The 25596-nt window shown below is 63.0% G+C and carries 28 protein-coding genes; 5 read left to right on the top strand and 23 right to left on the bottom strand.

Going from position 1 to position 25596, the window contains the following annotated elements; all coding sequences use genetic code 11:
* The 8 genes from AC5STB_RS04260 to hmgA form a co-directional block, all read right to left on the bottom strand.
* Positions 1-720 (bottom strand): maleate cis-trans isomerase family protein, encoded by a 720-nt coding sequence (locus AC5STB_RS04260; protein WP_495441739.1) that lies wholly within the window; start codon positions 718-720, stop codon positions 1-3.
* Positions 721-807: 87 nt separating this feature from the next.
* Positions 808-1440, bottom strand: coding sequence for a maleylacetoacetate isomerase (gene maiA / locus AC5STB_RS04255; RefSeq protein ID WP_495441738.1), 633 nt, complete (start codon positions 1438-1440; stop codon positions 808-810).
* Positions 1441-1500: 60 nt separating this feature from the next.
* Positions 1501-2043 (bottom strand): VOC family protein, encoded by a 543-nt coding sequence (locus AC5STB_RS04250; protein WP_495441737.1) that lies wholly within the window; start codon positions 2041-2043, stop codon positions 1501-1503.
* The gene (locus AC5STB_RS04245; RefSeq protein WP_261398855.1) at positions 2040-2255 is read right to left on the bottom strand and encodes a DUF2783 domain-containing protein; all 216 of its coding nucleotides are present in this window, start codon (positions 2253-2255) and stop codon (positions 2040-2042) included. Before AC5STB_RS04245 ends, AC5STB_RS04250 begins: the two co-directional genes overlap by 4 nt.
* Positions 2256-2260: 5 nt before the next feature.
* Positions 2261-3871 (bottom strand): FAD-dependent oxidoreductase, encoded by a 1611-nt coding sequence (locus AC5STB_RS04240; protein ID WP_495441735.1) that lies wholly within the window; start codon positions 3869-3871, stop codon positions 2261-2263.
* 137 nt (positions 3872-4008) lie between these two features.
* Complete coding sequence (locus tag AC5STB_RS04235; protein WP_495441734.1) at positions 4009-4959, bottom strand: MBL fold metallo-hydrolase; 951 nt, start codon at positions 4957-4959, stop codon at positions 4009-4011.
* Positions 4960-4970: 11 nt separating this feature from the next.
* Complete coding sequence (gene fahA / locus AC5STB_RS04230; protein WP_495441733.1) at positions 4971-6227, bottom strand: fumarylacetoacetase; 1257 nt, start codon at positions 6225-6227, stop codon at positions 4971-4973.
* Between the two features lie 108 nt (positions 6228-6335).
* Positions 6336-7691: a homogentisate 1,2-dioxygenase gene (gene hmgA, locus AC5STB_RS04225; protein ID WP_495441732.1), complete on the bottom strand. Its 1356-nt coding sequence runs from the start codon at positions 7689-7691 to the stop codon at positions 6336-6338.
* Positions 7692-7762: 71 nt separating this feature from the next.
* Here hmgA and AC5STB_RS04220 point away from each other — a divergent pair, with 71 nt between their 5' ends.
* Together AC5STB_RS04220 and AC5STB_RS04215 are read left to right on the top strand one after the other, a co-directional pair.
* On the top strand, positions 7763-8203 hold the full coding sequence (locus AC5STB_RS04220; RefSeq protein ID WP_495441731.1) for a MarR family winged helix-turn-helix transcriptional regulator: 441 nt from the start codon (positions 7763-7765) through the stop codon (positions 8201-8203).
* A 51-nt stretch (positions 8204-8254) separates the two neighbouring features.
* Complete coding sequence (locus AC5STB_RS04215; RefSeq protein ID WP_495441730.1) at positions 8255-9487, top strand: adenylate/guanylate cyclase domain-containing protein; 1233 nt, start codon at positions 8255-8257, stop codon at positions 9485-9487.
* An 18-nt stretch (positions 9488-9505) separates the two neighbouring features.
* On the opposite strand, the gene AC5STB_RS04210 is transcribed toward AC5STB_RS04215, so the two are convergent.
* The 4 genes from AC5STB_RS04210 to rplS all read right to left on the bottom strand — a co-directional run bounded on the left by AC5STB_RS04210 (position 9506) and on the right by rplS (position 13186).
* A complete protein-coding gene (locus AC5STB_RS04210; RefSeq protein WP_495441729.1) occupies positions 9506-10315 on the bottom strand; it encodes a division plane positioning ATPase MipZ in 810 nt (269 codons plus the stop codon).
* Positions 10316-10425: 110 nt separating this feature from the next.
* On the bottom strand, positions 10426-12465 hold the full coding sequence (locus tag AC5STB_RS04205; protein ID WP_495441728.1) for a DEAD/DEAH box helicase: 2040 nt from the start codon (positions 12463-12465) through the stop codon (positions 10426-10428).
* 113 nt (positions 12466-12578) lie between these two features.
* Positions 12579-12800 carry a 50S ribosomal protein L31 gene (gene rpmE / locus AC5STB_RS04200; protein ID WP_495441727.1) on the bottom strand — a complete coding sequence of 74 codons (222 nt, stop codon included), beginning with the start codon at positions 12798-12800 and terminating at the stop codon, positions 12579-12581.
* Positions 12801-12811: 11 nt separating this feature from the next.
* Positions 12812-13186, bottom strand: a complete 375-nt coding sequence (gene rplS, locus AC5STB_RS04195; protein WP_019296661.1) for a 50S ribosomal protein L19 — start codon at positions 13184-13186, stop codon at positions 12812-12814.
* 361 nt (positions 13187-13547) lie between these two features.
* Between rplS and AC5STB_RS04190 the strand changes: the two genes are divergently transcribed.
* The gene (locus tag AC5STB_RS04190; protein WP_495441726.1) at positions 13548-14540 is read left to right on the top strand and encodes a mechanosensitive ion channel family protein; all 993 of its coding nucleotides are present in this window, start codon (positions 13548-13550) and stop codon (positions 14538-14540) included.
* A 53-nt stretch (positions 14541-14593) separates the two neighbouring features.
* On the opposite strand, the gene AC5STB_RS04185 is transcribed toward AC5STB_RS04190, so the two are convergent.
* Both AC5STB_RS04185 and trmD read right to left on the bottom strand, forming a co-directional pair.
* Positions 14594-14929 (bottom strand): YegP family protein, encoded by a 336-nt coding sequence (locus AC5STB_RS04185; RefSeq protein WP_495441725.1) that lies wholly within the window; start codon positions 14927-14929, stop codon positions 14594-14596.
* A gap of 107 nt (positions 14930-15036) precedes the next feature.
* Positions 15037-15843, bottom strand: a complete 807-nt coding sequence (trmD, locus tag AC5STB_RS04180; RefSeq protein ID WP_495441724.1) for a tRNA (guanosine(37)-N1)-methyltransferase TrmD — start codon at positions 15841-15843, stop codon at positions 15037-15039.
* 56 nt (positions 15844-15899) lie between these two features.
* Here trmD and AC5STB_RS04175 point away from each other — a divergent pair, with 56 nt between their 5' ends.
* On the top strand, positions 15900-16943 hold the full coding sequence (locus tag AC5STB_RS04175; RefSeq protein ID WP_495441723.1) for an aminoglycoside phosphotransferase family protein: 1044 nt from the start codon (positions 15900-15902) through the stop codon (positions 16941-16943).
* A gap of 21 nt (positions 16944-16964) precedes the next feature.
* Here the strand turns inward: AC5STB_RS04175 and rimM are convergent, their stop codons facing one another.
* The 9 genes from rimM to AC5STB_RS04130 form a co-directional block, all read right to left on the bottom strand.
* Positions 16965-17468 carry a ribosome maturation factor RimM gene (gene rimM / locus AC5STB_RS04170; RefSeq protein WP_495441722.1) on the bottom strand — a complete coding sequence of 168 codons (504 nt, stop codon included), beginning with the start codon at positions 17466-17468 and terminating at the stop codon, positions 16965-16967.
* 153 nt (positions 17469-17621) lie between these two features.
* Positions 17622-18260, bottom strand: coding sequence for a 5,6-dimethylbenzimidazole synthase (bluB, locus tag AC5STB_RS04165; RefSeq protein ID WP_495441721.1), 639 nt, complete (start codon positions 18258-18260; stop codon positions 17622-17624).
* A 4-nt stretch (positions 18261-18264) separates the two neighbouring features.
* Positions 18265-18633, bottom strand: coding sequence for a 30S ribosomal protein S16 (gene rpsP / locus AC5STB_RS04160; RefSeq protein WP_495441720.1), 369 nt, complete (start codon positions 18631-18633; stop codon positions 18265-18267).
* Between the two features lie 61 nt (positions 18634-18694).
* Positions 18695-19003 carry a chorismate mutase gene (locus tag AC5STB_RS04155; protein WP_495441719.1) on the bottom strand — a complete coding sequence of 103 codons (309 nt, stop codon included), beginning with the start codon at positions 19001-19003 and terminating at the stop codon, positions 18695-18697.
* Positions 19004-19117: 114 nt separating this feature from the next.
* The gene (locus tag AC5STB_RS04150; RefSeq protein ID WP_495441718.1) at positions 19118-19720 is read right to left on the bottom strand and encodes a GNAT family N-acetyltransferase; all 603 of its coding nucleotides are present in this window, start codon (positions 19718-19720) and stop codon (positions 19118-19120) included.
* Between the two features lie 61 nt (positions 19721-19781).
* Positions 19782-20489 (bottom strand): GNAT family N-acetyltransferase, encoded by a 708-nt coding sequence (locus AC5STB_RS04145; protein WP_495441717.1) that lies wholly within the window; start codon positions 20487-20489, stop codon positions 19782-19784.
* Complete coding sequence (locus AC5STB_RS04140; protein ID WP_495441716.1) at positions 20486-21094, bottom strand: GNAT family N-acetyltransferase; 609 nt, start codon at positions 21092-21094, stop codon at positions 20486-20488. Before AC5STB_RS04140 ends, AC5STB_RS04145 begins: the two co-directional genes overlap by 4 nt.
* Positions 21091-22611, bottom strand: a complete 1521-nt coding sequence (gene ffh / locus AC5STB_RS04135; protein ID WP_495441715.1) for a signal recognition particle protein — start codon at positions 22609-22611, stop codon at positions 21091-21093. Before ffh ends, AC5STB_RS04140 begins: the two co-directional genes overlap by 4 nt.
* Positions 22612-22821: 210 nt before the next feature.
* Positions 22822-23349: a hypothetical protein gene (locus AC5STB_RS04130; RefSeq protein WP_495441713.1), complete on the bottom strand. Its 528-nt coding sequence runs from the start codon at positions 23347-23349 to the stop codon at positions 22822-22824.
* 276 nt (positions 23350-23625) lie between these two features.
* On the opposite strand from AC5STB_RS04130, the gene AC5STB_RS04125 reads away from it, so the two are divergent.
* Complete coding sequence (locus AC5STB_RS04125) at positions 23626-25533, top strand: elongation factor G (protein ID WP_495441712.1); 1908 nt, start codon at positions 23626-23628, stop codon at positions 25531-25533.
* Positions 25534-25596: the final 63 nt, after the last annotated feature.

The following is a 25596-nucleotide window of genomic DNA, read 5'->3' as shown; positions in this document are numbered from 1 at the left end:
TCACATAGGCGTTACATTATTGGAAAAAAGCGCCCCATACCCTTCAATTGACGGCTGAACGCCGGCAGCTTGCAGAGCGCCCCAAAATAGAACCTGGTTGGCCGTCAGTATTTTGATGCCCAGCTGACTTTCAACGGCATTAATGACGCCAATGGCCCGCTGACCGTTGCCGCCCACAAAAACGGCGTCAGCGCCGGAAGGGGCCACCGTGGTCTTGATCCAGTCGTAGAGTGCTGGAGGAGACACATACTTCTGACCGCTTTTCAGGCCGCAAGGCGCGTGGTGAACAACGTCAAACCCGGCAGCCTCAAAATACTTCGCGCCGAGAGCATCGAGGTCTTTGTCAAACCAGGCAGGGTTCACGATGGCCAGCCGCTTGATACCGAGGCTGTGCAGGGCGGTTTCGGTGGCAAGACACGTGGTCACCACCGGGATCCCCCGCAGACGGGGGCGCAGACGCTCCACCAAGGCACGCTCGCCCGCCGGGCCGTGCTTGTAGGCGGAACTCGTAAATGCCAGACCCAAGGCCGTGAGCGGCGAGTCACTGAGAGAGGCCGCGATGTCATCAATATATGGGGGCTTGGTGAAGCTCTCCACCGGGTCGTGTGGGATCTTCGGATCCATTTCACCGCCAGCGCGCATCGCGCTGAAATCGATGCGGGCGCCGTGGACGGAGACCTGAGTGCCGCCGAGCGCGGCACATTCGGCTTCCGGGCCCACGTCGGCATGGGGAAGGACCAGCTCTGCCTTTCAATCATAAAAGCCCCGGTGGAATGCGCCGGGGCTTTTACTGATTGAGGCGCGCTGTCAGCTATCCGGTGATGGGTACGCAGCTGAAAAAGCCGGGTGTGCGGCGCACACCGCCTCCACGGCGCAGATCCGCGGCAAGTCTGAGAAATCAGCCTCCCACCGGCGGGCATTGTAAAGTTGCGGCATCAGGCAGATATCCGCGAGACCGGGATTTTCTCCGGTGCAAAAGGGCGCTTGGCTGAAGCCGGCGAGCAGAGCTTCAAATGCCTGCAGGCCGGGCCGTATGAAATGCTGCATCCAGGCCTTGGGCATGTCTTCCGCACCGCCGCACAGGGCTGTGGCGTGTTTGGCGACCTGCAGATTGCAGACTGGATGCACATCGACTGCTATGGAATGCGCCAGCGCCCTCGCCTTGGCGCGCTGGCCGGGGTTCTTGGGCAGCAGCCCGAGGCTCCGCGTTTCGTCCAAATAGTCAAGGATTGCCAGCGACTGCGTGAGGCGCAGCCCGTCGATCTCCAGCACCGGAACAAAACCTTGAGGGTTCCGGGCCAGATGTTCAGGACTCTTGTGGTCGCCCTTGACCAGATCGACGGTAAAAGAGGTGTAGCCGATGCCAGCCAGGTTCAGCGCGATGCGCAGCCGGTAGCTGGCCGATGACCGCCAGTAGTCGTATAGAACCGCGCCGCCCATCGGCGTCCCTCCGTGCTGAGAAGGCAGCCCGCCAGGCTGCCCTCAAGGTTCAGGTGATACTCAGGCCTTGTTCAATTCCTTGGCGTGCAACCACTCGGCATGCTTGGGAGCTCTCTTGGTCTTCGACCATTCCTCCAGCATTTCCCATTTCACCGAGTCCAGTTTTTGCAGCAGCGCCTCTTCCTCCGGATCCGGGCAGGCCAGTTCGACCCGGTGGCCGTTCGGGTCGAAGAAGTAGATCGAGTGGAAGATCGAATGGTCGGTGACGCCCAGAACCTCGACACCGTTGGCCTCCAGATGGTCCTTGAACTGGAGCAGCGTCTCGCGGTCCTTCACCTTGAAGGCGATGTGCTGCACCCAGACCGGCGTGTTGCGGTCGCGGTCCATCTCCGGCTTGGTCGGCAGCTCAAAGAAGGCCAGAACGTTGCCGCTGCCTGCATCCATGAAGATATGCATGTAGGGATCGGGTTCATGGGTTGAGGGAACATGGTCTTCGGCAATCGCCAGGACAAAGTCCATGTTCAGCATCTTGTTGTACCACTCCACCGTCTGCTTGGCGTCCTTGCAGCGGTAGGCGACGTGGTGGATCTGTTCGATTTTCAAGCGGAGTCCTCCCCGGTTTTCAGCGCGGCGGCCGCCAGCGCTTGTTTCAGGATCGCGCGTTTCCCAATATGGTTGGCCAGCACCAGCACCAGACGCGCGTTCAGCGCATCGCTTTCGGCCTTGCTCAGATCTTCATGCGCGGCCAGCAGATCGGCATAGAAATCGTCGGCGCGCTCGAGGTTGGCGGTCAGGATCAGTTGGTCTTCGGTCATCTTGATCACTCCTTGCCGATGGCCCGGCGGATCGCGTGCCGGAACTGATTGTCGTCATAGCTGGGGCGGCGGGCGGCGACATGCTGGTCCGGGCGGACCAAATACACCCCGCTTTCCGCACTGCCGAGGTAACGGTCTTTCAGTGCAAGCGTTTTGTCATCCTTGATGGACAGCGCCAGCCGGGTGACCGCGATGCCGGATTCCTCGATCTCATCGGGGGCATCGGCGTCGATGGTCAGCAGGGTGAACTTGCCGCCCAGCTTGTCCAGCAGGAACCCGTCGCCAAGCGGCACATCGGGGCAGGAAGAACCCGGGCGGGTACGTTCCGGCCCGTCCAGCGCGTCCGCCGAGTTCAGCGGCGAGCCGTCATAGGTGCAAGGCACCGATAGGCGGCCGGAGTTCACCAAGGGGCGTGCGAATTCATACTGTTCGGACAGGTCCAGAACTGCATCGCGCAGCACCCGGCTCATCTCTGACTTCGGCGTGATGAAATCGGTGGAGCGGGAGGAGTTCAGGATGTTCTCATCTGCGCCGTAGATACGTTCCACGTCGTAGCTGTTCAGCAGGCTTTCCGGCGCCTTGCCATCCAGCACCAGCTGCAGCTTCCAGCACAGGTTGTCGGTGTCCTGCAGGCCTGAGTTGGCGCCGCGGGCGCCGAACGGGGAAACCTGATGCGCAGCGTCGCCGGCAAACAGTACCCGGCCATGGCGGAACTGCTCCATCCGGCGGCACTGGAAGGTGTAGATCGAGACCCATTCCAGCTCGAATTTCACGTCTTCGCCCAGCATGGCCTGCAACCGCGGGATCACATTCTCTGGGCGCTTCTCGCGTTCCTTGTCGATGTCCCAGCCCAGCTGCAGGTCGATCCGCCAGACGCCATCGGGCTGTTTGTGCAGCAATGCCGACTGACCCTTGTTAAAGGGCGGATCGAACCAGAACCAGCGCTCGGTCGGGAAATCCGCTTCCATAATCACGTCGGCAATCAGGAAGTTGTCCTCGAACACCCGGCCGACAAAGTCCAGGCCCAGCATCTGCCGGGTGGGGGAGCCGGCGCCGTCGCAGGCGATCAGCCATTCGGCTTCCAGATTGTAAGACCCTTCAGGAGTGTCGACTTCCAGCGTCACATGGCCGGGGTGGGTGCCGATGGCCGAGACCTTATTGCGGCCGCGGATTTCGATCGGTGCGCCTTGCTCCTGCAGTTCGCGGACCCGGTTCACCAGGTATTCCTCGAAATAATACTGCTGCAGATTGATGAAGGCGGGGCGTTTGTGGCCTTCTTCCGGCAGCAGGTTGAAGTCATAGACCTGACGGTCGTCAAAGAACACCTTGCCGGCATTCCATTGCACACCCTTGTCCACCATCGGCTGGCCGCAGCCGAGCCGGTCGAGGATTTCCAAAGGCCGCTTGGCAAAGCAGATCGCGCGGGAGCCGAAGCTAACCTTGTCGTTGTCATCCAGCACCACCACTTCAGTGCCCTGCTGCGCCAGGTCGATGGCGGCAGCCAGGCCGATGGGGCCAGCGCCGATCACCACCACTTTGCGGCGCATAGGGGCAGGGGCATCCTGATCCGCGTGGCGCAGGTAGGGGTACAACGGGACTTCAAAGATCTTGTTCATCAGGTCTCCTCCCAATTTCCGGGTGCCGTCAGGCACAGCTTCACCGTTTCCCGGCAAGGGGTGCCGGGAGGATGGTCTAGCGTCTCACAGGTTCTGCCGGGGCGACACGATCTGGATCAAACCGCCCCGGTTGCAAATCAGCCCTGAAGGGCCTCCCACATTTCCAGATCGCGCTGTGCGGTCCAGATGCGCGGGGTGTCGATGCCGCGGGCCTCGTCATAGGCGCGGGCGACGTTGAAAGGCAGGCAGTGCTCGTAGATCGCATAGTCTGCAAACTTCGGATCGCATTCAGCGCGCACCGCGTCCCAGGCCTCTTTCAAGGTGCCGTTGCGGGCGGCAACCTTGGCTGCCGGGCGGTAGGTGCTTTCGACGAAATCACGGGTGTTTGCGATGGCGGCGTTGACCATCTCTTTGCCCACCAGCGCATCGCCGCGGCCCGGCGCGATGGCGTCCACATCATAGGCCTTGATGTTGTTCAGGGTCTGACCCCAGTCGCCGAAATGCCCGTCGCCGCAGTAGCAGGCAGAGTGGTATTCGACGATGTCGCCGGTGAACATCACGTTCTGGTCCGGCACGTGGATCACCGCATCGCCCGCGGTATGGGCACGGCCTACGTGTTTGATATCTACCCGGCGGTTGCCAAGGTAGACGGTCATCGAGTCGCTGAAGGTGGTGGTCGGCCAAGTCAGGCCGGGAATGCTCTCATGGCCTTCGAACAAGCGCGGGAAACGCTGGAATTCGCTGTCCCAGTCCTCTTGGCCGCGTTCGGCAACCATCGAACGGGCCTTGTCCGACATGATGATGTTCTGAGCGCCAAAGGCGGAGGCGCCCAGCACCCGCACCGCGTGGTAATGCGTCAGCACCACATGGGTGATCGGCTTGTCTGTCACCGAGCGCACGCATTCGATCACCTTGTTCGCCAGCCGCGGGGTTGCCTGCGCCTCCACGATCATCACAGAGTCATCGCCGATGATCACGCCGGAGTTCGGGTCGCCTTCGGCAGTGAAGGCATAGAGCCCTTCGCCGATTTCATCGAAGGTGATCTTCTTTTCGCTCATGTCGCCTTGCGATGCGAAAGCCTTGGCCATGATGGTCTTCCTTATCTTGCGTAGGGGTCTTCAAGCGCGGGCAGGACGGTGCCGGTGCAGTCGCCGAACCCGATGGTGTAGCCATCGCCCTTGGCCGCGCCCTTCAGGGTCAGCGTGTCGCCATCGGCAATGAAGGAGCGTTCCTCGCCGCTGTCCAGCGTCAGCGGCTCCTTGCCGCCCCAGCTGAGTTCCAGAAGCGAGCCGCGGCTTTCCTTGACCGGGCCGGAAATGGTGCCAGACCCCAACAGGTCGCCCGCGTTCATAGGGCAGCCCGAAGTGCTGTGATGCGCCAGCTGCTGCGCAGCGGAATAGTACATCTCCTTATAGTTGGTCCGCGCAATGGTGGTCGCGTCCTTGCCTTCCGGCGCCATGGTAACCTCCAAGCCGATGTCATAAAGCATCGGCCCGCAGTCTTTCAGGTGGTCCAGCAGCTCCACCTCGCGCTCCGGCGTGTCGCAGCGGAAGGGCTCCAGTGCCGCTTTGGTCACAATCCAGGGGGAAATCGTGTTGGCTGTGGCTTTGGCCTGGAACGGTCCCAGCGGCTGGTATTCCCAGGCTTGGATGTCGCGCGCCGACCAATCGTTCAGCAGCACGTAGCCGAAGATGTTGTCGTCCGCTTCCTGCACGGTGATCGGGCCATCGGAGGGGGTGCCGACAATCGCACCCATCTCCAGCTCGATGTCGAACCGCGCGCAAGGTGCCCACCGCGGCGCGTCATCATCCGGGCCCTTCAGCTGGCCCCAGGGGCGGCGCACATCGGTGCCGGAAACCACGACAGAAGATGCGCGCCCGTTATAGCCGATCGGAATGTGCAGCCAATTCGGCGGCAAGGCGTTTTCTGGGCCGCGGAACATGGTGCCGACGTTGAAGGCGTGGTTCTTGCCCGCGTAGAAGTCGGTGTACTCGCTGACCGCAAAGGGCATGTGCAGCTCGGCGTCTGCGGCGGCAACCAGCAGAGGTTCCACCTTCTCTTGCTCGGCAGCGCCTTCGGACAGCAGCGCAGTCAGACGCGCGCGCAGCGCGGCCCAAACCGCCGGGCCTTCCTCCATCAGGTCGTTCCAATAAGGCACGTCGAACAGCGGTGCATCGCCCAGCTGGACCAGCCCGGCTTCTTCGGCGGCCTGCATGTCCAGGATCATGTCGCCGATAGCCACACCGCAGCGCGGATCGTCGCCATCAACGGAAAACACGCCATAAGGCAGGTTGTTCAGCGGGAAGGGGTGGGTCGCATCATTGGCCGCGGCCACCCAGGATTTCAGCAGAGGCATTGTGTCTCCAGTTTCCGGGTCCGCAGACCCTTTTCATCTTTCCGGAAAATACTCCGGGGGTGAATGGGCCGTTTGAGGCCCAGAGGGGGCAGCGCCCCCTCACCATTTTCATTTCAGTCCGGGTGAGCCGTCGAACTTTTTCTCGATGTCGCTCCAGCAGTCGATGTAGTCATCCTGCAGCGGTGCGCCCTTGGCTGCAAATGCGGTCAGATGCTGCGGGAAGCGGGTTTCGAACATGAAGGACATGGTGTTCTCCAGCTTCTCGGGTCCAAGGTTGGAGTTCGACGCGCCCTCGAACGCATTCTTGTCCGGCCCGTGCGGCAGCATCATGTTGTGGAGGGACATGCCGCCCGGCACAAATCCTTGCGGTTTGGCGTCGTACTGGCCATAGATATTGCCCATCAGCTCCGACATGATGTTCTTGTGGTACCACGGCGGGCGGAAGGTATTCTCGGCCACCATCCAACGCTCTCGGAACAGCACAAAATCGATGTTGGCGGTGCCCGGCACACCCGACGGCGCGGTCAGTACGGTAAAAATCGACGGGTCCGGGTGGTCGAACAGGATCGCCCCCACCGGGCAGTAGGTGGTCAAGTCGTACTTGTAAGGCGCGTAGTTGCCGTGCCAGGCGACAACATCCAGCGGCGAATGTCCGATTTTGGTCTCGTGGAACTGGCCGCACCATTTGATGGTCACGGTAGAGTGCGTCTCGCGGTCCTCGAACGCCGCCACCGGCGCCTTGAAGTCGCGCGGGTTGGCCATGCAGTTGGCGCCGATCGGGCCGCGGCCCGGAAGTTCGAACTTCTGGCCGTAGTTTTCGCAGACAAAACCGCGGCAGGGGCCTTCGAGCACTTCAACACGATAAACCAGCCCGCGCGGGATGATGGCAATTTCCTGCGGTGCCAGGTCGATGATGCCCAACTCGGTCGCAAAGCGCAGCCGGCCCTCCTGCGGCACCACCAGCAGTTCGGAGTCGGCGGAGAAGAAGTAGCTGTCCACCATCGACTCTGTGACCAGATAGATGTGGCTGGCCATGCCGACCTGAGTGTTCACGTCGCCTGCGGTGGTCATGGTGCGCATGCCGGTGAGCCAGGTGAGGCCTTCATCAGAATGCGGCACCGGGTCCCAGCGGTACTGGCCAAGTGAGATCACGTCCGGATCGACGCAAGGTGCCGACTTCCAATGCGGCATGTCGATTTTTTCGTAGCGGTGCGAATGCTTGACCGACGGGCGGATGCGGTAGCACCAGGTCCGCTCCGGCACATCGGCTGTAAAGGCGGTGCCGCTCAGCTGTTCGCCGTAAAGGCCATAGTTGCACTTCTGCGGGCTGTTCATGCCCTGCGGCAGCGCGCCGGGCAGCGCCTCACTTTCAAAGTCGTTTGCAAAGCCGGGCATATAGCCCTCGTGCGGCCCCTGAAGAGAGGGGGCCTGGATCATTTTGTGGGGATCGGCTGGCCGATTCATCGCGCGTTTCTCCTCTTGCTGCTTGCGGGATATTAGTTGGTTTTGTAACTAACAAGGGAGAGGGGACAAAAATGGACGAAAAAGATGATTTTGCATTGCAGGATTTCCTGCCGTATCTGCTGAACCGCGCCGCGGAGGAAAGCTCGCTAGGGTTCCAGAAGCACTACAAGAACCGATATGGTATGCTGCGCACTGAATGGCGGGTGCTGTTTCACCTGGGCAACTACGGCCAGATGACCGCCAAGGAAATCGGCAGCCGCGCCAAGATTCACAAGACCAAGATCAGCCGTGCCGTGGCCAAGCTGGCAGAGAAGCGTTTTGTGACGCGAACCCGCGACGAGAATGACCGCCGGTCCGAGCATCTGGCGCTGACGCCCGCCGGGGAAGCGGCCTACAAGGATCTGCGGCAGCATGCGCTGGAGTTCGACACCAGAATCTGCGCCCGGTTCACCACTGGCGAGGTTGCAATTTTGCGGTATATGCTGCGCAATTTAGCAGGGATCGAGCCATAGACATTCTGCAGTTCAGCCCCCAGATAAGGCGGCGGAATTGAAGGTGAAGCGATGATACAGATTGATGTCAATTCAGGGCCGCTGATTGCTTGGCTGATGGAGCAGGGCCTGCACGGGGCGCCGCAGCAGGAGCTTTTGCAAGGGTATTGCCAGCGACTGGTTGATGCTGGTGTTCCGCTGTGGCGTTTCCATATGGCGCAGCGGGCGTTTCACCCCAAGTTCGGCGGCATCGGCTTCAACTGGACCCGGGCCGACGGCATCAGCCACGAGCATTACGAATACCGCGAATCCCCGCGGGAGGAATGGCTGCGCAGCCCGTTCTTCCACATTCTGGAGCATAATCTGGAAGAGTTCCGCGAACGGCTGGAAGATGGCGCGCCGGAACAGTTTCCCTTGCTGCCGGAACTCCGTGAACGCGGTGCAACTGACTACTTTGCCAAAGGCGTGCGCTTTGCGCCGCCGGATGGCGAACCGAATGATCCGCGCCATCCGCGCGAGGGCATGCTGGTCTCCTGGGCGTCTGACCGGCCGGGCGGATTTTCCGGCCGCGAGCTGGATCTGATCCGCATCACCCTGCCGCATTTGGGGCTGGCGCTGAAATCCTCCTCCAACCGGCAAATGGCCAGCGATCTGTTGCAAGTTTATCTGGGGCGTGATGCCGGCCGCCGGGTGCTGTCAGGCGAAATCCAGCGTGGCTCCTCGCAGCAGATCGACGCGGTGATCTGCCTGTTCGACCTCAAAGGCTTTACCCAGCTGGCGGAGCGGCTGCCGGGCACCGAGCTGATCGAGATGCTGAACGGCTATTTCGGACTGGCGGTGGAGACCATTCAGGCGCATGGCGGCAATATCCTCAAGTTCATGGGCGACGGCATGCTGACCATGTTCAACCTCGGCACCATCGAGGAAGACGCCCACGCAGCGCTGGCCGCGGCAAATGAGCTGTGCGGCAAGGTGCGGGCCTTCAATACCGAACGCGAAGAGCAGGGCCTGCCGACCGCGGGCTTTACCCTGGCGCTGCACGCGGGCGATATCCTCTATGGCAACATCGGGGCCGAGAACCGCCTGGACTTCACCGTGATCGGCCAGGCGGTGAACCAGACCGCCCGGATTGCCGGCATGCACCGCTCGGTCGGCCAGAACATCATCATGTCCGAGGATGTGAAAACCGCGGCCAGGGGCACCAATCATGATCTGGTGTCCCTGGGCCGCTATATGCTGCGCGGTGTGGCGGAGCCGATGGAGCTGTATACGATCTACCGCGGCAACTGCGGCTGCGATAGCTGAACCATCCTCAGCCCGGGGTCAGATGCTGATCTCGACCCCCGGCAGGTTTACCTCCTTCATCATGTCGCGCAGTTCCTGCCGCGCTGCGATGTTGGAGATATTCAGCTGCTTGACGCCGATATCCTTGAGATCCAGCAGCGTCAAACCACGCGGGAACAGCTCGCGGAAGATCACCCGTTCGGAAAAGCCCGGCGCGACACGGAAACCGATCCGCTTGGACAGCATGTTGATGGCGCGTTCCATCTTTTCCTTGTTGACCATGCGCTGGGTGCCGACCCGGTTGCGGATCACAATCCAGTCGATCGGCTTCAGCCCCGCCTGCGCCCGCAGCTGACGGGCATTCCAAACCATCTCGGAATAGACCGATGGGCCGGTGATGCTTTCGCCCTTCTGGTCCACATGGGCCAACAGGTCAAAGTCGACAAAGCTGTCGTTCAGCGGCGTTATCAGCGTGTCAGCCAGCGAATGCGCCACCTGGCTGAGGCGTGTGTGCGAGCCGGGGCAGTCGATCAGGATGAAATCATGTCCCGGTTCCAGCGCCGAAACCGCCGCCGACAGCCGGTGGTCATAGATGTTTTCGCCCGGCTGCAGACTGGCTGCGTCGATCTCCGGCAGCTCATGCATGTCCACCATCGGCAGATCCAGCCCGGCCTTTGCGCAGAAATCTTTGCGGTTTTCCAGATAACGCCCCATTGAGCGCTGCCGCAGGTCCAGATCCAGCGCCGCAACCTTGTGGCCCAGACGGGCCAGGGTGGTTGCGACATGCATGGAGACAGTGGATTTTCCCGCGCCGCCCTTCTCGTTGCCGACGACAATGATATGCGCCATGTACAGGTCCCTTCGCTCGTGCTTTCTTGCACGTCTTTCGCTTTGGCCCCTGTATAGGCTCAGGATTCCGCCAAGAAAAGCGGTGCGGGCAGGCTGGTAAACTTAGTGTATCACCTGTGTTTTGCAGGACCCGCCGGCTTGCGCTTGGGGCGGGCATCGCCGCCCTTGACCGGCTTGCCGGTCTTGACCGTTGCAGCACGCGCCTTGTTCTTCTTGCTGTTCGGCTTGCCAACCGGCGGCTTGGGGCCTTTCGCCTTGAAAGACTGGCCTGCAGGGGCGCCGGGCCTTGCCATCCGCTTGGATGGATCCGAGGCGCCCTTGGGCTTGGCGGTCACTGCCGGGTCGGGTTTGCGCGGACGGGGCTTGCTCTCGGCAGGCGCCTTGTCAAAGCCGCGTTTTTCCTGCCAGTCCTTGCGCGGCGGGCGGCTGTCGCGGCTGTCCTCGGATTTTGCGCGATAGGGTTTCGGGCCATCCTGCTTGCCGCGGTGCGGTTTAGGACCGCGATCGCGGTCGCCCTTGAAACCGCCCTTCGGCCCGCCAGGCCCGCGGCGCGGGGCAGGGGCCAGTTCGGGTGCTTCGCTCAGCTGCGTCAGCACTGCGCCCGGCTCCAGCTCGGTCTTGCCACCCAGCGCGTTCAGGAAGCCCTCAACCGCGCCTTCGCTGATCTCTGCAAAGGTTTCGTTGTCCTGTACCCGGATCGCGCCGATGGCATCGCGGTCGATATTACCGGCCTTACACAGCATCGGCAGCACCTTGCGCGGGTCGGCACCGGCTTCGCGGCCGCCAGAAAGCGAGAACCAGACGGAGGGGCCGAAGGCTTTGCGTTCCTTGCGCTCCTTGCGCGGTTCTTCCGCACCGGCCGGGCGCAGGTCCTCGGGTGCGGAATGGCGGCTGCGGAACAGGCGCAGGTAAGTTGCAGCAATCTGTTCGGCAGAGAACGCGTCCAGCAGGGTCTGAACGCCGGCCTGCTCGTTTTCTGCGACCGGCTCCTGCCAGACCGGATCGGCCAGCATCCGTTCTTCGTCGCGCGCCAGCACATCATCGGCCGAAGGTGCTTCGCAATGCTCAGCGGTCAGTTTGGCCCATTTCAGCAGGCGCAGCGCCTTGCTGCGCGCCTTGGGCGGCGCGATCAGCGCGCTGACGCCCTTGCGGCCCGCACGGCCGGTGCGGCCGGAACGGTGCAGCAGGGTTTCGTGGTTCGAAGGCAGCTCCGCATGGACCACCAGCTCCAGCCCCGGCAGGTCGATGCCGCGTGCCGCCACGTCCGTGGCCACGCAGACCCGGGCGCGCCCGTCGCGCATCGCCTGCAGCGCGTGGCTGCGTTCGGTCTGGCTCAGCTCGCCCGACAGCGTCACCACTGGCAGCCCGCGGTTGGACAGGCGCGCTGCCAGGCGGTTCACGGCGGCGCGGGTGTTGGCAAAGACGATGGCGCTGGGCGCCTCATAGTAGCGCAGCACGTTGATGATGGCGTTTTCCGCGTCTGCCTGCGCCACGCTCATCAGCCGGTATTCGATATCTGCATGCTGCTTGGTCTCGCCCGCGGTCTTGATCCGCATCGCATCGCGCTGGAAGGTCTCGGCCAGGCTGGCAATCGCCGGCGGCACGGTGGCAGAGAACAAGAGGGTGCGGCGGTCTTCGGGGGCTTCGCCCAGGATGAACTCCAGATCTTCGCGGAAGCCGAGGTCCAGCATCTCGTCGGCCTCATCCAGCACCACACCGCGAACCTGGCTGAGGTCGATGGAGCCGCGCGCGATATGGTCGCGCAGGCGGCCCGGGGTTGCCGCCACGATATGGGCGCCGCGCTCCAGCGCCCGGCGCTCGTCGCGCATATCCATGCCGCCGACGCAGGAGGCAATTCGTGCGCCTGCCTCGCGGTAGAGCCAGCCCAGTTCGTGCTTCACCTGCAGCGCCAGCTCGCGGGTCGGGGCGATCACCAGCGCCAGCGGCGCCGCGGCGTCGCCAAACGCCTCGTTGTCACCCAGCAGATCCTGAGCCAGCGCCAGACCAAAGCCGACGGTTTTGCCCGAACCGGTCTGCGCAGACACCAGCAGGTCGCGCCCTTCCACGTCGGGCTGGGTCACAGCCTCCTGCACTTGGGTCAGGGTTTCATATCCGCGCTCTTGCAGTGCGTTGGCCAGGGCTTGTTTCACGAGGGGGCTTTCTTTCCCGCGGGGCGATGATCCGGCCCCAGCGTCAGGAGAAATGAAAGAAGGCTGCCCGTCCGGGGCAGCCTTCGGGAGTTTGGCAAAATACGGCAGGCGGCTTAGAAGCCCAGGCCTTCGTATTTCTTCTTGAACTTGGACACGCGGCCGCCGGCATCCAGCAGGCGCGAGGTGCCGCCGGTCCAGGCCGGGTGCACGGTCGGGTCGATGTCCAGAGCCAGCTGATCACCTTCGCTGCCCCAGGTGGAGCGCATCTTGATGATGGTGCCGTCGGTCATTTTGACGTCGATAAAGTGGTACTCGGGATGGGTGTCTTTTTTCATGATACCGCTCCTCAGGCTTTCTTGGGCTTGTAGTTCGCGTCTTCTGCGATACGGGCCGACTTACCGCGGCGCGCGCGCAGGTAGTACAGCTTGGCGCGGCGGACGCGGCCGCGGCGCACCACTTCGATCGAGTCGATGTTGGTCGAGAACAGCGGGAACACACGCTCCACGCCTTCGCCGAACGAAATCTTGCGGACGGTGAACGAACCGGCAATGCCCGAGCCGTTTTTACGGCTGATGCAAACGCCTTCGTACATCTGCACGCGCGAACGCGAGCCTTCGGTCACCTTGTAGCCGACACGGATGGTGTCACCGGCTTTGAAGTCGGGGATCTCTTTCCCCAGGGCGGCGATCTGTTCCGCCTCCAGCTGTGCGATCAGGTCCATCGCAACTCTCCTAAATCTGCCTGCGGTTCTGTCCGCAGAGGTTTGTGCCGTCATGAGAGCTCCTGGTCTTCACCGGGTCCCGCCAAAGGCAGCCCGCCAGAGATCACGCCGTCTGTTCCTTGCAGCTGGCAGGCAGATCCCGGGGAAAACCGAAGAAGATTTTCAGGTGGAATGATCCAACAGCCAGCAGCCCGGAGCCGCAAATGCGAATCCAGACCGGCGGACGTATAGGCCGGAATGCCGCGCCGATCAAGCAAAAGAAGCGGCAGCAAAGCCCAGGGGCAGAGGCCCCGCGTGCGGATGCAGGGAACTTGCCGGGCTGTCATGCGTTTTGCAAGAGCGGAGTTTCGGAGTATGGCAAATGGATCAAGTGGATGCGGACGTTGGCAATGTCTTTGAGAAGATCGACAGCTGGATAGACGGTTTCTTCAGGATATTGCCGAACCTCGGTATCGCGCTGGTTCTGCTTGCTGTCTTCTGGCTGGTTGCCAGGCTGCTAGCGGCGTTGGTGCGTAAGGCGGGGAAGCGCCGCGGCCGGGACAATTTGGGCGAGGTTGGCGGTGCTTTGACCAAGTGGGTGGTGCTGATTGTTGGTGTCATGCTGGCAATAACCATCATTGCGCCATCTATCACACCTGCGGATCTGTTCGCCGGGCTGGGTATCGGCTCCGTTGCCATCGGTTTTGCTTTCAAGGACATCCTGCAAAACTTGCTGGCGGGCATCCTGATCTTGCTGCGCCAGCCCTTTTCGGTCGGCGACCAGATCGTTTCAGGCGGTCATGAAGGGACCGTTGAACGGATCGAAACGCGGGCGACCCTGATCAAGACCTACGACGGCCGTCGTGTCGTCATCCCCAATTCGGACATCTATACCGATGCGGTCACGGTCAATACCGCGTTTGAGCAGCGCCGCTCGCAATATGACGTGCAGATCGGCTGCAACGACAGCTGGGACGATGCGAAAGAAATCATGCTGAAGGCAGCGAAGTCTTGCGAGGGCGTGCTGGATGATCCGGAGCCGGAGGTGCTGCCCTGGGCGATCGCTGACAGCGGTAACAATATACGGTTGCGCTGGTGGACGAAATCAGACCGGGCAAGTGTCGTGCACACATTCGCACAGGTGATTGAGGCCGTTTACAAGGAACTGGACGAGAATGGCATCGATATGCCCTATCCAACTCAGGTGATGCTGTTTCACGACCAGACCGAGGAGACCGATGGCGACCGCAGCCGGCATCGCGAGGGATGGCCAGCGCGGCCTGACGGGGAAAACCCCAGGCCGCGCCGGATTGCGGATGCACTGGCAGAGCGGCGGCAACTGGACGGTGAAAGCCCTGACAGGCAAGGGGCCTGATTGTGCCTCTCAGCACACGCCTTGCAGGGTCTTGTCGGCCCTGACCTGGACGCTTATCCGGTTTGGTCGTCCACTGCGGCGTCCGGCGCGTTCTTCTTGACTGACTCGATGCCGCCATCGCGGCCCGACGCACTGGCGTAGCTTTGCGAGGTGCCGATCACCTGGCCGTTGGTGGCCTTGAGGTTGAACATGTGCTTGCCGGCGGCAGTCTCTTTGCGCTCATAACGCGCGTCATCGCCGGCGTTCTTCTTGACCGACTCGATGCCGTTCTCGGCGCTGGCTTTTTGCTTGTAGCCTTCGCTGGCCAGAATGTTTTCGCCGTTGCCAGCCTTCAGACGGAAGCGGAATTCGCCCGCGTTGTCGGTGTAGAGTTCAAATTTCGCAGCCACCCTGCTGTCTCCTGTCATTTAACTTATGCAGGAAGAGTAAAACACGGGTTCGCCATTGCGGCAACGGCTTCCAGCGGGGGAAAAGGCAGGCAGCCGCATCACTTGCGTCAAGAATTGCCGCTGTCCTTCGCGCGGCTGTAGGCCTCCCACAGATCGGGACGGCGGGCCTTGGTGATCTCTTCGCTCATTTCGTGCCGCCATTCGGCGATCTTGCCATGATGACCGGACATCAGCACATCCGGGATTTCAAGGCCCTTCCATTCGGCGGGGCGGGTGTACTGCGGATGTTCCAGCAGGCCGGAGGAAAAGCTCTCCTCCTCGGTCGAGGCGTGGTTGCCCAGCACCCCGGGGAGCAGCCGCACGGTGGCGTCGATCAGCGCTTGCGCTGCCAGTTCGCCGCCGGTCATCACGAAGTCCCCCAGCGAGACCTCCTGGATGCCGTAATGCTCCAGCACCCGTTCATCGACGCCCTCGAACCGCCCGCAGAGCAGGGTGATGCCGTCGCATTGGGCGAAATTGTGCATCATCTGCTGGTTCATCGGCCGTCCGCGCGGGGTCAGGTAGACCAGGGGCCAGTTGCCGCGGGTGCCCGACATTGTGTGCTCGATCGCCTCGCCCAGCACATCAGCGCGCAGCACCATGCCGGCCCCGCCGCCTGCAGGCGTGTCATCCACATTGCGGTGCTTGCCGATGCCAAATTCGCGCAAATCGGTGGTTTCCAGCTGCCACAACCCCTCCTGCAACGCCTTGCCTGTCAGGCTTTCGCCCAGCACACCGGGAAAGGCCTCCGGGAACAGCGTGATGATCTTGGCTTTCCACACGCCGGCCAGATCCGGCGTCGGGGTCATCAGCTCACGCGGCTTCAGGGTCGGGCGGATGGCCTTGCGGCCATGGGATTTGCTTGGTGCTGTCATAATGATGCTGTTTAGTTCAGTCAGATTTTCACGCAATACAAAGCTTGGGTGTTTGGATGAATTCAGAAAGGCCGCCAGCGGCACCGGACAGCGGTCCTTATGCGGCGATTGACGAGGTGCAGGCCCGGACCCGGGCGCTGTGGCCGCGTATCGCATCGGACCTCGGTCTGCCCGCCGCCGGGGTCCGTTTCCGCCGGATGCAGGTGCATAGCAGCAAGCAGGATTGCCGGAGCGTTCTGGAAGTCACGACCGCGGCGGGAGAGAGATTTGTTCTGCGCGCGGAATTCCGCGACAACCAGCCGGGGCGGTTCTTGCGGGATCTGGAGCGGCACAAGGCAGCCTCAGAAGACCTGAGGCAGGTGCCGGGTGTCTCCGTGCCCGCAATCTTGTGGCAGGATCGGGACAAACCATTTGTTCTTATGGAATTTGCCCAAGGTGACACGGCCTTCCGCGAATTGGCGGTCACGGATTTCGGGATTGGCAGCAGGGGCGGTACCCTGAGGCGGATTGGATCTGCTGTCGCTGCATTGCACAGAGTGTCAGAAGCCGGGGAAAGGCAGTTTTGGCCCAAGCCGTTTCTGACCCGGGTATCCAGAACGGCCCAAGCTGTCCGGGACGGGCGGCTGGTGCTGCCTAAACCCAACAAGTTTCTTGGGCTTTGCGCCTTCTTGCACCGGGCTGGCCGCCGCGCTCGGGGGCATAGGTTCATTGGGGCTGTCGAGCACGGCGATCTGCACTTGCGCAACATTCTGATGTCGGCGGAAACGGTTTCCTTCATTGATTTTTCCAACTTCCAGGAGACCTTCCCGCAACGTGACCTCGCTAATATGTGGCTGGCGAACTGTCCGGACCATCTGGCAGCAAATGGCCGTCTCCCCGGATACGGGCTGGTCGCGCAGTCGGATTGGGACGCGTTTCAGGACGGTTACGGCGCGGACGTGACAGGTGATCCTGTGTTCCGCTTTTTCTACGCCTTGCGTCTGTTCAATGCCTGGCGGCGTCTATCCGGCAAGGCGATTCCAGCGAAGTCCAAGAACGCGCAGCTTCCAGAGGTTTTCGTGCAGGTATTCGAGGCGCTGCTGGCCGAAGAACCCGGCTGAGCCTTGCGGACGCGCGCTGGCTTAAAACAGCCCTTCGGGCGGGTCGGCGACGATGCGGCGCTGTTTCATATCCACTGTCGGCACCGCCTCCAGGGTGAAGGGCAGCAGCACCGTGGCCTTCAGGCCGGGGCCGTGGATTTCCAGCAAGTCGGCGGCGCCGTGGTTCTGCACCGACTTCACGGTGCCCAGCAGGGTGCCGCCTGTGTCATAGACCTCCAGCCCGATCAGATCGGCATGGTAGAACTCATCATCCGGCAGTTGCGGCAGCTGATCGCGGCGGGCAAACAGGCGCAGGCCCTTGATTGCGTCTGCGTCCTCTTTGGTTTCCACACCTTCCAGCAGCGCGGCAAAGCCGTTCTTGATCGGACGGGTGATGGTCAGGGAGTAGGTCCTGGACCCATCCTCATTGCTGAGCGGCGAGTAGTCCCCGATCTCTTCCGGGACCGCACAGAAGCTCTTGAGCCGTACTTCGCCGCGCACCCCGAAGGATCCGGCAATTGCGCCTACGCAGATCAGATCGCTCATGATGTCAGTCCTTTGCACAGAACCCCGCGCGCAGCCATTGGCCGCCGGATTGTTCGCAGAGTTCCACTTGGTGGTTGCGTTCAAAGAAGATGCCCGCGGTAAAGGCCACTGCAACAAAAAACACAAGCCTTATCAACCGTCCCATGGCGGGCCTCAGCGGGTTTCAAGCGGCAGGTCCGCCATCCGGCTTTCCCAGCCGGTTTCTTCCAGTTCCGGCGTGTCCGACAGGCGTTCCGGGTAGCCGATGCAGAAATAGCCGATCAGCTGCCAGCCTTGGGGGGCGTTCAGGTCGCGGTTCAGCTGCGCGGGATCCAGCACTGAAACCCAGCCCAGCCCCAGCCCTTCGGCCCGCAGGGCGAGCCAGAACAAGGTGATGGCGGTGACCACCGAGTAGCGGCGCATTTCCGGCATGGTGGCAGCGCCCAGCCCGTGGCCCTGGGCAGTTTCATCGTCGCAATAAACCGCCAGCTGCACTGGGGCGTCGCGCATGCCGGAAAGCTTCAGCCCGGCATACATCTCCGCACGGTCCCCGGAATAGCCGGCCAGCGCATCCGCATTGGCGGCTTCGAAATTTCTCAAGGCGGCTGCACGGGCGGTTTCGCTTTCCACCCGCAGGATGCGCCAGGGTTCGCTCAGCCCCACGGAGGGGGCGAGCGGAATGGCAGAGAGGCAGCGCATCAGCACTGCCTCCTCCACCGGATCGCTGCGGAACCGGCGCACATCGCGCCGGAGCCGCATCAGCAGATCAAGCTGGCTGCGGAACTCTTCGGGAAAAGCGCCCCGCAGCTCCACGGAATTATTCCGCGTCTGCAGCTGCTTCGGCGGCTTCAGCAGCCTTTGCAGCTTTCTCTTCTGCGCGCTCCTGGGCTTTCTTGCCCGGGGTGCCTTTTTTCGGGTTGCTGCGCTCGGACTTGGCGCGGACGCCTGCGGCTTCCAGCATGCGGGCGATACGGTCGGTCGGCTGCGCGCCCTGGTCCAGCCAGTGCTGCACGCGCTCCATGTTCATTTTCACGCGGTCTTCCGAATCTTTCGGCAGCAGCGGGTTGTAGGTGCCCAGCTTCTCGATGAAGCGGCCGTCGCGCGGCATGCGGCTGTCAGCAGCCACGATGCGGTAGAAGGGACGCTTTTTAGAGCCGCCGCGGGCCAAACGGATTTTCATTGCCATGGGTACATCTCCTTTGATGGCGTTGTCCGGGGTATGCCCCGGTTGTTCCTGTTGTTTGTTGTTATTCTTGGTGTTTCTTATGGTGGCGGATGACTTCATCGATGATGAAATTCAAAAATGCCTTGGCGAATTCAGGATCCAGGTCGGCCTGTTCCGCCAGGTCTTCGAGCCGTGCGATCTGCGCCGCTTCGCGGGCCGGATCGGACGGGGGAAGGTCATGTTCGGCCTTGAGCCGGCCCACCGCCTGGGTGTGCTTGAACCGTTCGCCCAGCGTGTAGACGAGGATCGCATCCAGGCGGTCGATGCTTTCGCGGTGACCCTTCAGCAGCTGGGCTGCGCGGGCAACGGGATCTTGGGTGTCTGTTGTCATCGGGGTCTCCGCAATGCAGCAGGCCGGGGGGGCATCAGGGGGGTGCCGCGCGTGCGCCGGCCGTGCACCACCTGTGCACCGCCGCAGCGCAGCATCCGGGAAATCGCGCGCATTTCAATCAATGGCCCAGCCCTCCGGCTTGAAGAGCGGATCGGCGTAGTGGCCGATTTCCATTTCGATGCCATGCGCAATCTGGCTGTCCTTCAGGGCGTCCGGTGCGGGATGGCGGTAGACGGCATCATTGCCGTCAATGGTGGCGGCGCCGTGGTCTTTTTTGGCGCCGAGCCGTTCCGCGAGCCGGATCGAGTCGAGATTCCTGGGGTCGATATAGCTGACCGCAGTCTCCCAGCCCAGAATTGAATAGAAATGCTGGCGGGCCGCCTGGACTGCCTCCAGCGCGTAGCCCTTGCCGGCCGCGCCGGGCCAGATGATCCAGGCGATTTCGCGTTCCGGCCAGCCTGCGGGCTGCCAGCCGCCGGCCATCCCGTAGGTTTCGCCGCTGGTCTTGTCGTGGATCATCCACATGCCGAAACCGCGCACCTGCCAGTGGCCGATCTCAGCGGCATAAAGCATCCACGCCTCATAGGTGTTCAGCGGCCCGCCCATGAAGCGCGAACGGTAAGAGCTGAACGTGGCCTTGAAGTCAGGGTAGTCCTGCGGCTCAGGGCCGCGCAGCACCAGGCGGCGGGTTTCGATGACCGGGATGTCAAACGGCATTAGCGCACGCCTCCCTGCGGGAGGGTGCGGCAAGGCCGGGATATGACCGCAGAAAGGCGCATCAGTGCAGCAGCCCCTGCGCGGTGCCGGGAGCGGACACGCGGGACGGGGGTATGTGGCGCCAGGCGCGGATGTTGGGCGCGGGCTGCAGGCGGAAGGACACCAGCCGTTCCGGATGCGCGCCGACGCGGCGGGCCAGCGCGACGGAGGCTTCGTTTTCCTCTGGCACATAAGAGACGATCGAGTCCCAGCCCGCCTGGGAGAACAGCCAGTCCAGCACGCACTGCGCCGCTTCGCTGGCATAGCCTTTGCCTGCGCCGGACCCCATCAGGTGCCAGGACAGCTCCGGTTCCGGCCAGCCCTGGGGGAACCAGGGGCCGACCAGGCCGACGGTCTGGCCAGTGCTGCGTTCCACGACAGCAAACAGGCCGTAGCCGTGCAGATGCCAGTGGCCGATAATGGTTGCAATCGACCACCACAGCGAATCCGGATCGTCTGCCGCGTCAATGAAAGGCGGCGTGCCCGGTGACAGAAAGGCTGCGTTGGCGTCGAACTCCGGATCGGCCGGCGACACCAGCATGAGGCGTTTGGAAGCGAGCCTCGGATACTGCCTTTGCAGATTGTTCATTTCATACCCCTTTATCCGGGCGGCGGGCCGCCCGGCGTCTTTTTCACCCATCCGGTGAAGGAGTATCGAGGAGACTGCGTAATTTTCCGTTAAACGGCGGTTTGCGGCGGTCCGGTCCGCGCGGATCAGATGGAAGGTCATGCGTAGGCCTCCATCCCGCCGTCGCCGCCGGGGGCAGCATGACGGTAGACAAAGACGGAGGTCTCAAACGCCGCCTCGGCATCATGGTCGCGCTGCGCGCCTGCGCGTTCCGCAACGCGGACAGAGCGGGTGTTGAGCGGGTCCACATAGCTGACCAGAGACGGCAGCCCCATGTCAGACAGCGCAAAGTCACGCACAGCCATCACGGCCTCAAGCGCCAGCCCCTGGCCTTCGCAGGTTTCGGCGAGCAGATAGCCCAGTTCATGCTCATGGTCGCCGCATTCCATCCCGGCAGAGACAAAGCCGGCAATTTCACCGGTCTGCCGCAGTGTGGCTGTCCACAGCCCGGTGCCGCGGAGCATCCAGCTGGCGGTATACTGGGAGAAGTCGAGCCAGGCTTGCTCGCGGTCAAACGGGCCATCCATGAAGCGTGCGCGGGCTGACATCAGAATGGCCGCATAGCCCGGGAAATCTTCTATCCGGGGCGCGCGCAGGACAAGGCGCGCGGTTTCAATGCGCGGCACAAGGCTGCCGATCCGCTCTGCCAGTGCAAGAGCGGGCCCGGTGGCCGGAGCCTCCCAGGGGTATGCAGCCTGTGCGGTCACTTCTTCTTGCCGAAGCCGCTGAGGCCCGCGGGCAGGCCCATGCCGCCGCCAAGACCGGGGAGGCCGCCGGGCAGGCCGCCTTTGCCGCCCATTGCCTTGGCCGCGGCTTCCAGTGCCTTGGGATCCATCTGGCTGGGGTCCATGCCGCCCATGTCCGGCATGCCGCCCTTGCCGAACATGCCCTTCATCGCCTGTTTCAGCATCTTGCCTTTGCCCATCTTGCCCATCTTCTTCATCACATCGGCCATCTGCCGGTGCATTTTCAGAAGCTTGTTGAGGTCGGAGACCTCCATGCCGGAGCCGGCCGCGATGCGTTTCTTGCGGGAGGCCTGCAGCAGGGCGGGGTTGGCGCGTTCTTTCTTGGTCATCGACTGGATCATGGCGATCTGGCGCTTCAGCACCTTGTCGTCCATGCCGGCGTCTTGCACCTGCTTGGCCATTTTGCCCATGCCGGGCATCATCTGCATCATGCCCTCCATGCCGCCCATTTGGAGCATTTGTTCAAGCTGCATCTTCAGGTCGTTCATGTTGAACTGACCCTTCATCATGCGCTTCATCATCTTTTCGGCCTGTTCGGCCTCGATGGTTTCCTGGGCCTTTTCGACCAGTGCGACGATGTCGCCCATGCCCAGGATGCGGCCGGCGATCCGGTCCGCCTCGAAGGTTTCGAGCGCGTCCATCTTCTCGCCCAGGCCGACAAAGCGGATCGGCTTGCCGGTGACAGCGCGCATCGACAGGGCCGCACCGCCGCGGCCATCGCCGTCCATTCGGGTCAGCACCACGCCGGAGATGCCGATCTTGGCGTCGAATTCTTCCGCAACTTCAACGGCGACCTGGCCGGTCAGACCGTCGACGACCAGCAGGGTCTCGCGCGGGGAGACCACGTTGCGGACGTCCTCGACCTCCTGCATCAGGGTTTCGTCGATGTGCAGGCGGCCGGCGGTGTCCAGCATATAGACGTCATAGCCGCCCAATGTCGCCTGCTGTTTGGCGCGTTTGGCGATGTTGACGGGTTTCTGGCCGGGCACGATCGGCAGGGTGTCGACGCCGATCTGGGTTCCGAGGACGGCCAGCTGGTCCATCGCCGCCGGGCGGTAGACGTCGAGCGAGGCCATCAGGACCTTCTTGCCCTCTTTCTCCTTGAGCCGTTTCGCCAGCTTGCCGGTGGTGGTGGTCTTACCGGAGCCCTGCAGACCGACCATCAGCACCGGGGCAGGCGGGTTGTCGACCTTGAGCCTGCCGGGGTCCTCGTCGCCGCGCAGCACGTCGACCAGCGCGTCGTGTACGATCTTCACCACCTGCTGGCCCGGGGTCACCGATTTGGTCACCGCCTGGCCGGTGGCCTGTTCCTGCACCTTCTTGACGAAGTCGCGGGCAACCGGCAGCGAAACGTCGGCTTCCAGCAGGGCGACGCGGACTTCGCGCAGGGCGGATTTGACGTCTTCTTCGTTGAGGGCGCCCTGTTTGGTCAGCCGGTCAAAGACGCCGGAAAGGCGTTCGGATAGATTTTCAAACATGCCTGCGGCCTCCTGATGCCGGTTTCATTGTGTGGCGCCCCCGTATGTAGGGGACATGCGGTCCATGCGCAAATGCCCGCCTGTCCTGGTGTCTGTCGCGGGGGCAAACCAAACGCGTTTGCCCCCACGGGCGTAACACGCTGGTGGGGGGCGATCCCTGGCACGGGCAGGGACCGGAAGACTCGGGTTCTTCCGGATGCTGGGCAGGCGTTACGCGGAATGGGGGGCGGAGTCAACCTTTGCGGGGTCTGCGGCTGGCAGCCATGCATTGATTGCATCTGCCAGCCGTTGCGGGCCGCGGCCATTGGTGTAGGCCTCGACCACCGGGTGGCGGCCTGCGCTCATGCCGTTGTCCAGCACCAGCACGGGGCGGTAGAGCGTGCGGGTGCGGCCCTCGCTGCGGCTGGTGGTGCTTTCCGCCTCGGCGTGGGAGAGGTCGGCGAGGCGGTGCTCCGCCTGCCTGTAGCCGAACACGGACTGGCGCCGGATCACGATGCTGCCGCCCGGCCGGTCGAGGATCACCTGCACCCGGCGCACGAAAAGGCAGAAGGCGGCAAAGCCCATACCGCCGCCCGCGAGGGCAAAGAAGATGCCGAACCAGAGGTTCGCGCCGCCCGTGCTGGCCGCGCCAAGACCTGCGCCAACAAAGACTAGGATAAACAGGGTAAGGGCGATGCCAATGAACCAAGGGTTATCGGCCAGGATCAGCTGTTCAGGCGTGTTGCGGGTGATTTTCATGTCGTCAGCTTACCCTAGGGAATGCCGGAGGAGAGGGGAAATCGGCGCGGATTGCATCAAATCCGTGCGCAGGAGGGGCGCCGCTACACCCTCTGTGCGCTTGACTCGGGGGCGGGTGGTTGGCCAACATCACACGGTGGCCCCATACCGATCACTCAGCGGACGGGCTGCTCAAAAGAGCATCGAGGCAGATCTTCAGCGCAGGCAGGCAGCGCGAACCTCAGGGTCCGCGGACCTTGGCGGGCAGCCGCATCAGCTAAGGGAGGATCTGGGAACATGCGCGTTTTCACTATTCTGGGACCGTCGCAGTCCGGCAAATCAACGCTGGCCTCGGCGCTGGCCAATCTGGACGGCGCTGCGGGCAAGCGGCAGGAGGTTGCAGGCGTCGCCGCTTTGCAGCCTTTTTCATTCATGGGGGAGGACTGGGCCGCGATCGATATCGCGGGCGGCGCCGATAATCTGGCGCAGGCGGGGCCGGCCTTGGCTGCCAGCGATGCTGCCGTCCTCTGCGTACCGGCGGATGCCGGCGCTGCGGTGCTGAGCGCGCCGTATCTGCGCAAGCTGGAGGAGGCGGGGGTTCCCGCCTTTATTTTTGTCAACCGGATGGACCAGGCGGCGGACCGGGTGGCGGAAATCGTTGCCGCGCTTCAGGCCTATTGCAGCCACAACATCATCCTGCGGCAGGTGCCGATCCGCGAGGAAGGACAGGTTGTGGGTGCTGTGGATCTGATCTCCGAGCGCGCCTGGCAGTATCAGGAGGGCAAGCCCTCGGCGCTGATCGAGCTGCCGGTTGCTATGTACGCGCGCGAGCAGGAGGCGCGGACCGAACTGCTGGAGGCGCTGGCGGATTTCGATGACACGCTGCTGGAAGAGCTGATCGAGGACCAGAAGGTGATGCCGGATGAGGTCTATGACGTGGCCACCAAGGTGCTGCAGCACAACGACCTGATCCCGGCGCTGATGGGATCGGCGGAGCACAAGAACGGGATTATGCGGCTGATGAAGTCGCTGCGCCACGAGGCACCGGATGTGGGGGCGGCGCTGGAGCGGCTGTCGCAGGGCGGCAAGGTGGTCGCGGTCGGCTGCATGGCCGATCTGGTCAAGCATCTGGGCAAAACGGTGATGGTTAGGGCCTTGGACGGCAATGTTGCCAATGGCGTCCCGGTGGGCGGTGCCGCGGTTGGCTCGCTGACCGGTGTCGGGTCGCAGGCGAACACCAGGCTGACGCCCGGCGACCTGGGGCAGGCGGTGAAGTCGGACCATCTGAACCTTGGCTATGCCTACCGGCCGGACGGTGCGGCGCCGCTGCCGGACTGGGCGCAGCCGCGGCCCTCGACCTTCCGGCGGGTGATCACGCCAGTGAATGAGCGCGACGATGCCCGGCTGTCGGGGGCGCTGGAGCGGCTGGCGGAGATCGATCCGGGGCTGGAGGTGGGGCAGGATGAGGCCAGCGGCCATGTGCTCTTGAACCTGCAGGGGCCGCAGCATATGCGCCGGATCAAGCAGACCCTGAAGGATGAGTTCGGGGTCGAGGTGGACGAGGCGCCGGTGCCGCCGGCCCTGCGCGAGACCATAAAGAAATCCGTGCAGGTGCATCACCGCCACCGCAAGCAGTCCGGCGGTGCCGGACAGTTCGCCGATGTGGTGATCGGGGTGAAGCCGCTGCCGCGCGGCAGCGGTTTTGTGTTCGAGGAAACCGTGAAGGGCGGCGCAGTGCCCAAGAACTACATCCCCTCGGTCGAGGCTGGCGCGCGCGAGGCGCTGGCGCAGGGGCCGAACGGCCACCCTGTGGTGGATGTCTGCGTGACCCTGAAGGACGGCAAGCACCATTCGGTGGACAGTTCCGACTATGCCTTCCGGACCGCGGGGAAAAACGCGGTGAAGGAGGCGCTGGGCGAGGCCGGGCTGACCCTGCTGCAGCCGATCATGCGGGTGCATATCCATGTGCCGTCGGTGTTCACTGGCGGGCTGGTGCCGGTGGTGAGCGGCATGAAGGGGCAGATCCTGGGCTTTGAGGCCGAGGAGGGGGCCGCGGGCTGGGACGTGTTCGAGACTTTGCTGCCGATGTCGGCGCAGGATGAGCTGTGCAGCACGCTGGCAAGCCACACCCGCGGCACCGGCTGGTTCAGCACCGATTTCGACCACTACGAGGAGGCGCGGCGGGCGGACTTTGCCGAGGCGTGATATGGCCGGGGGCGGGCCTTAAGGTCCGCCCTGCGGTGCTATGGCGCAAAACGGGGCGCAGGG

The sequence above is a fragment of the Leisingera sp. CC-HEC093 genome (genome assembly GCF_059429195.1).
This window is presented reverse-complemented; position numbering and strand designations above follow the sequence as displayed.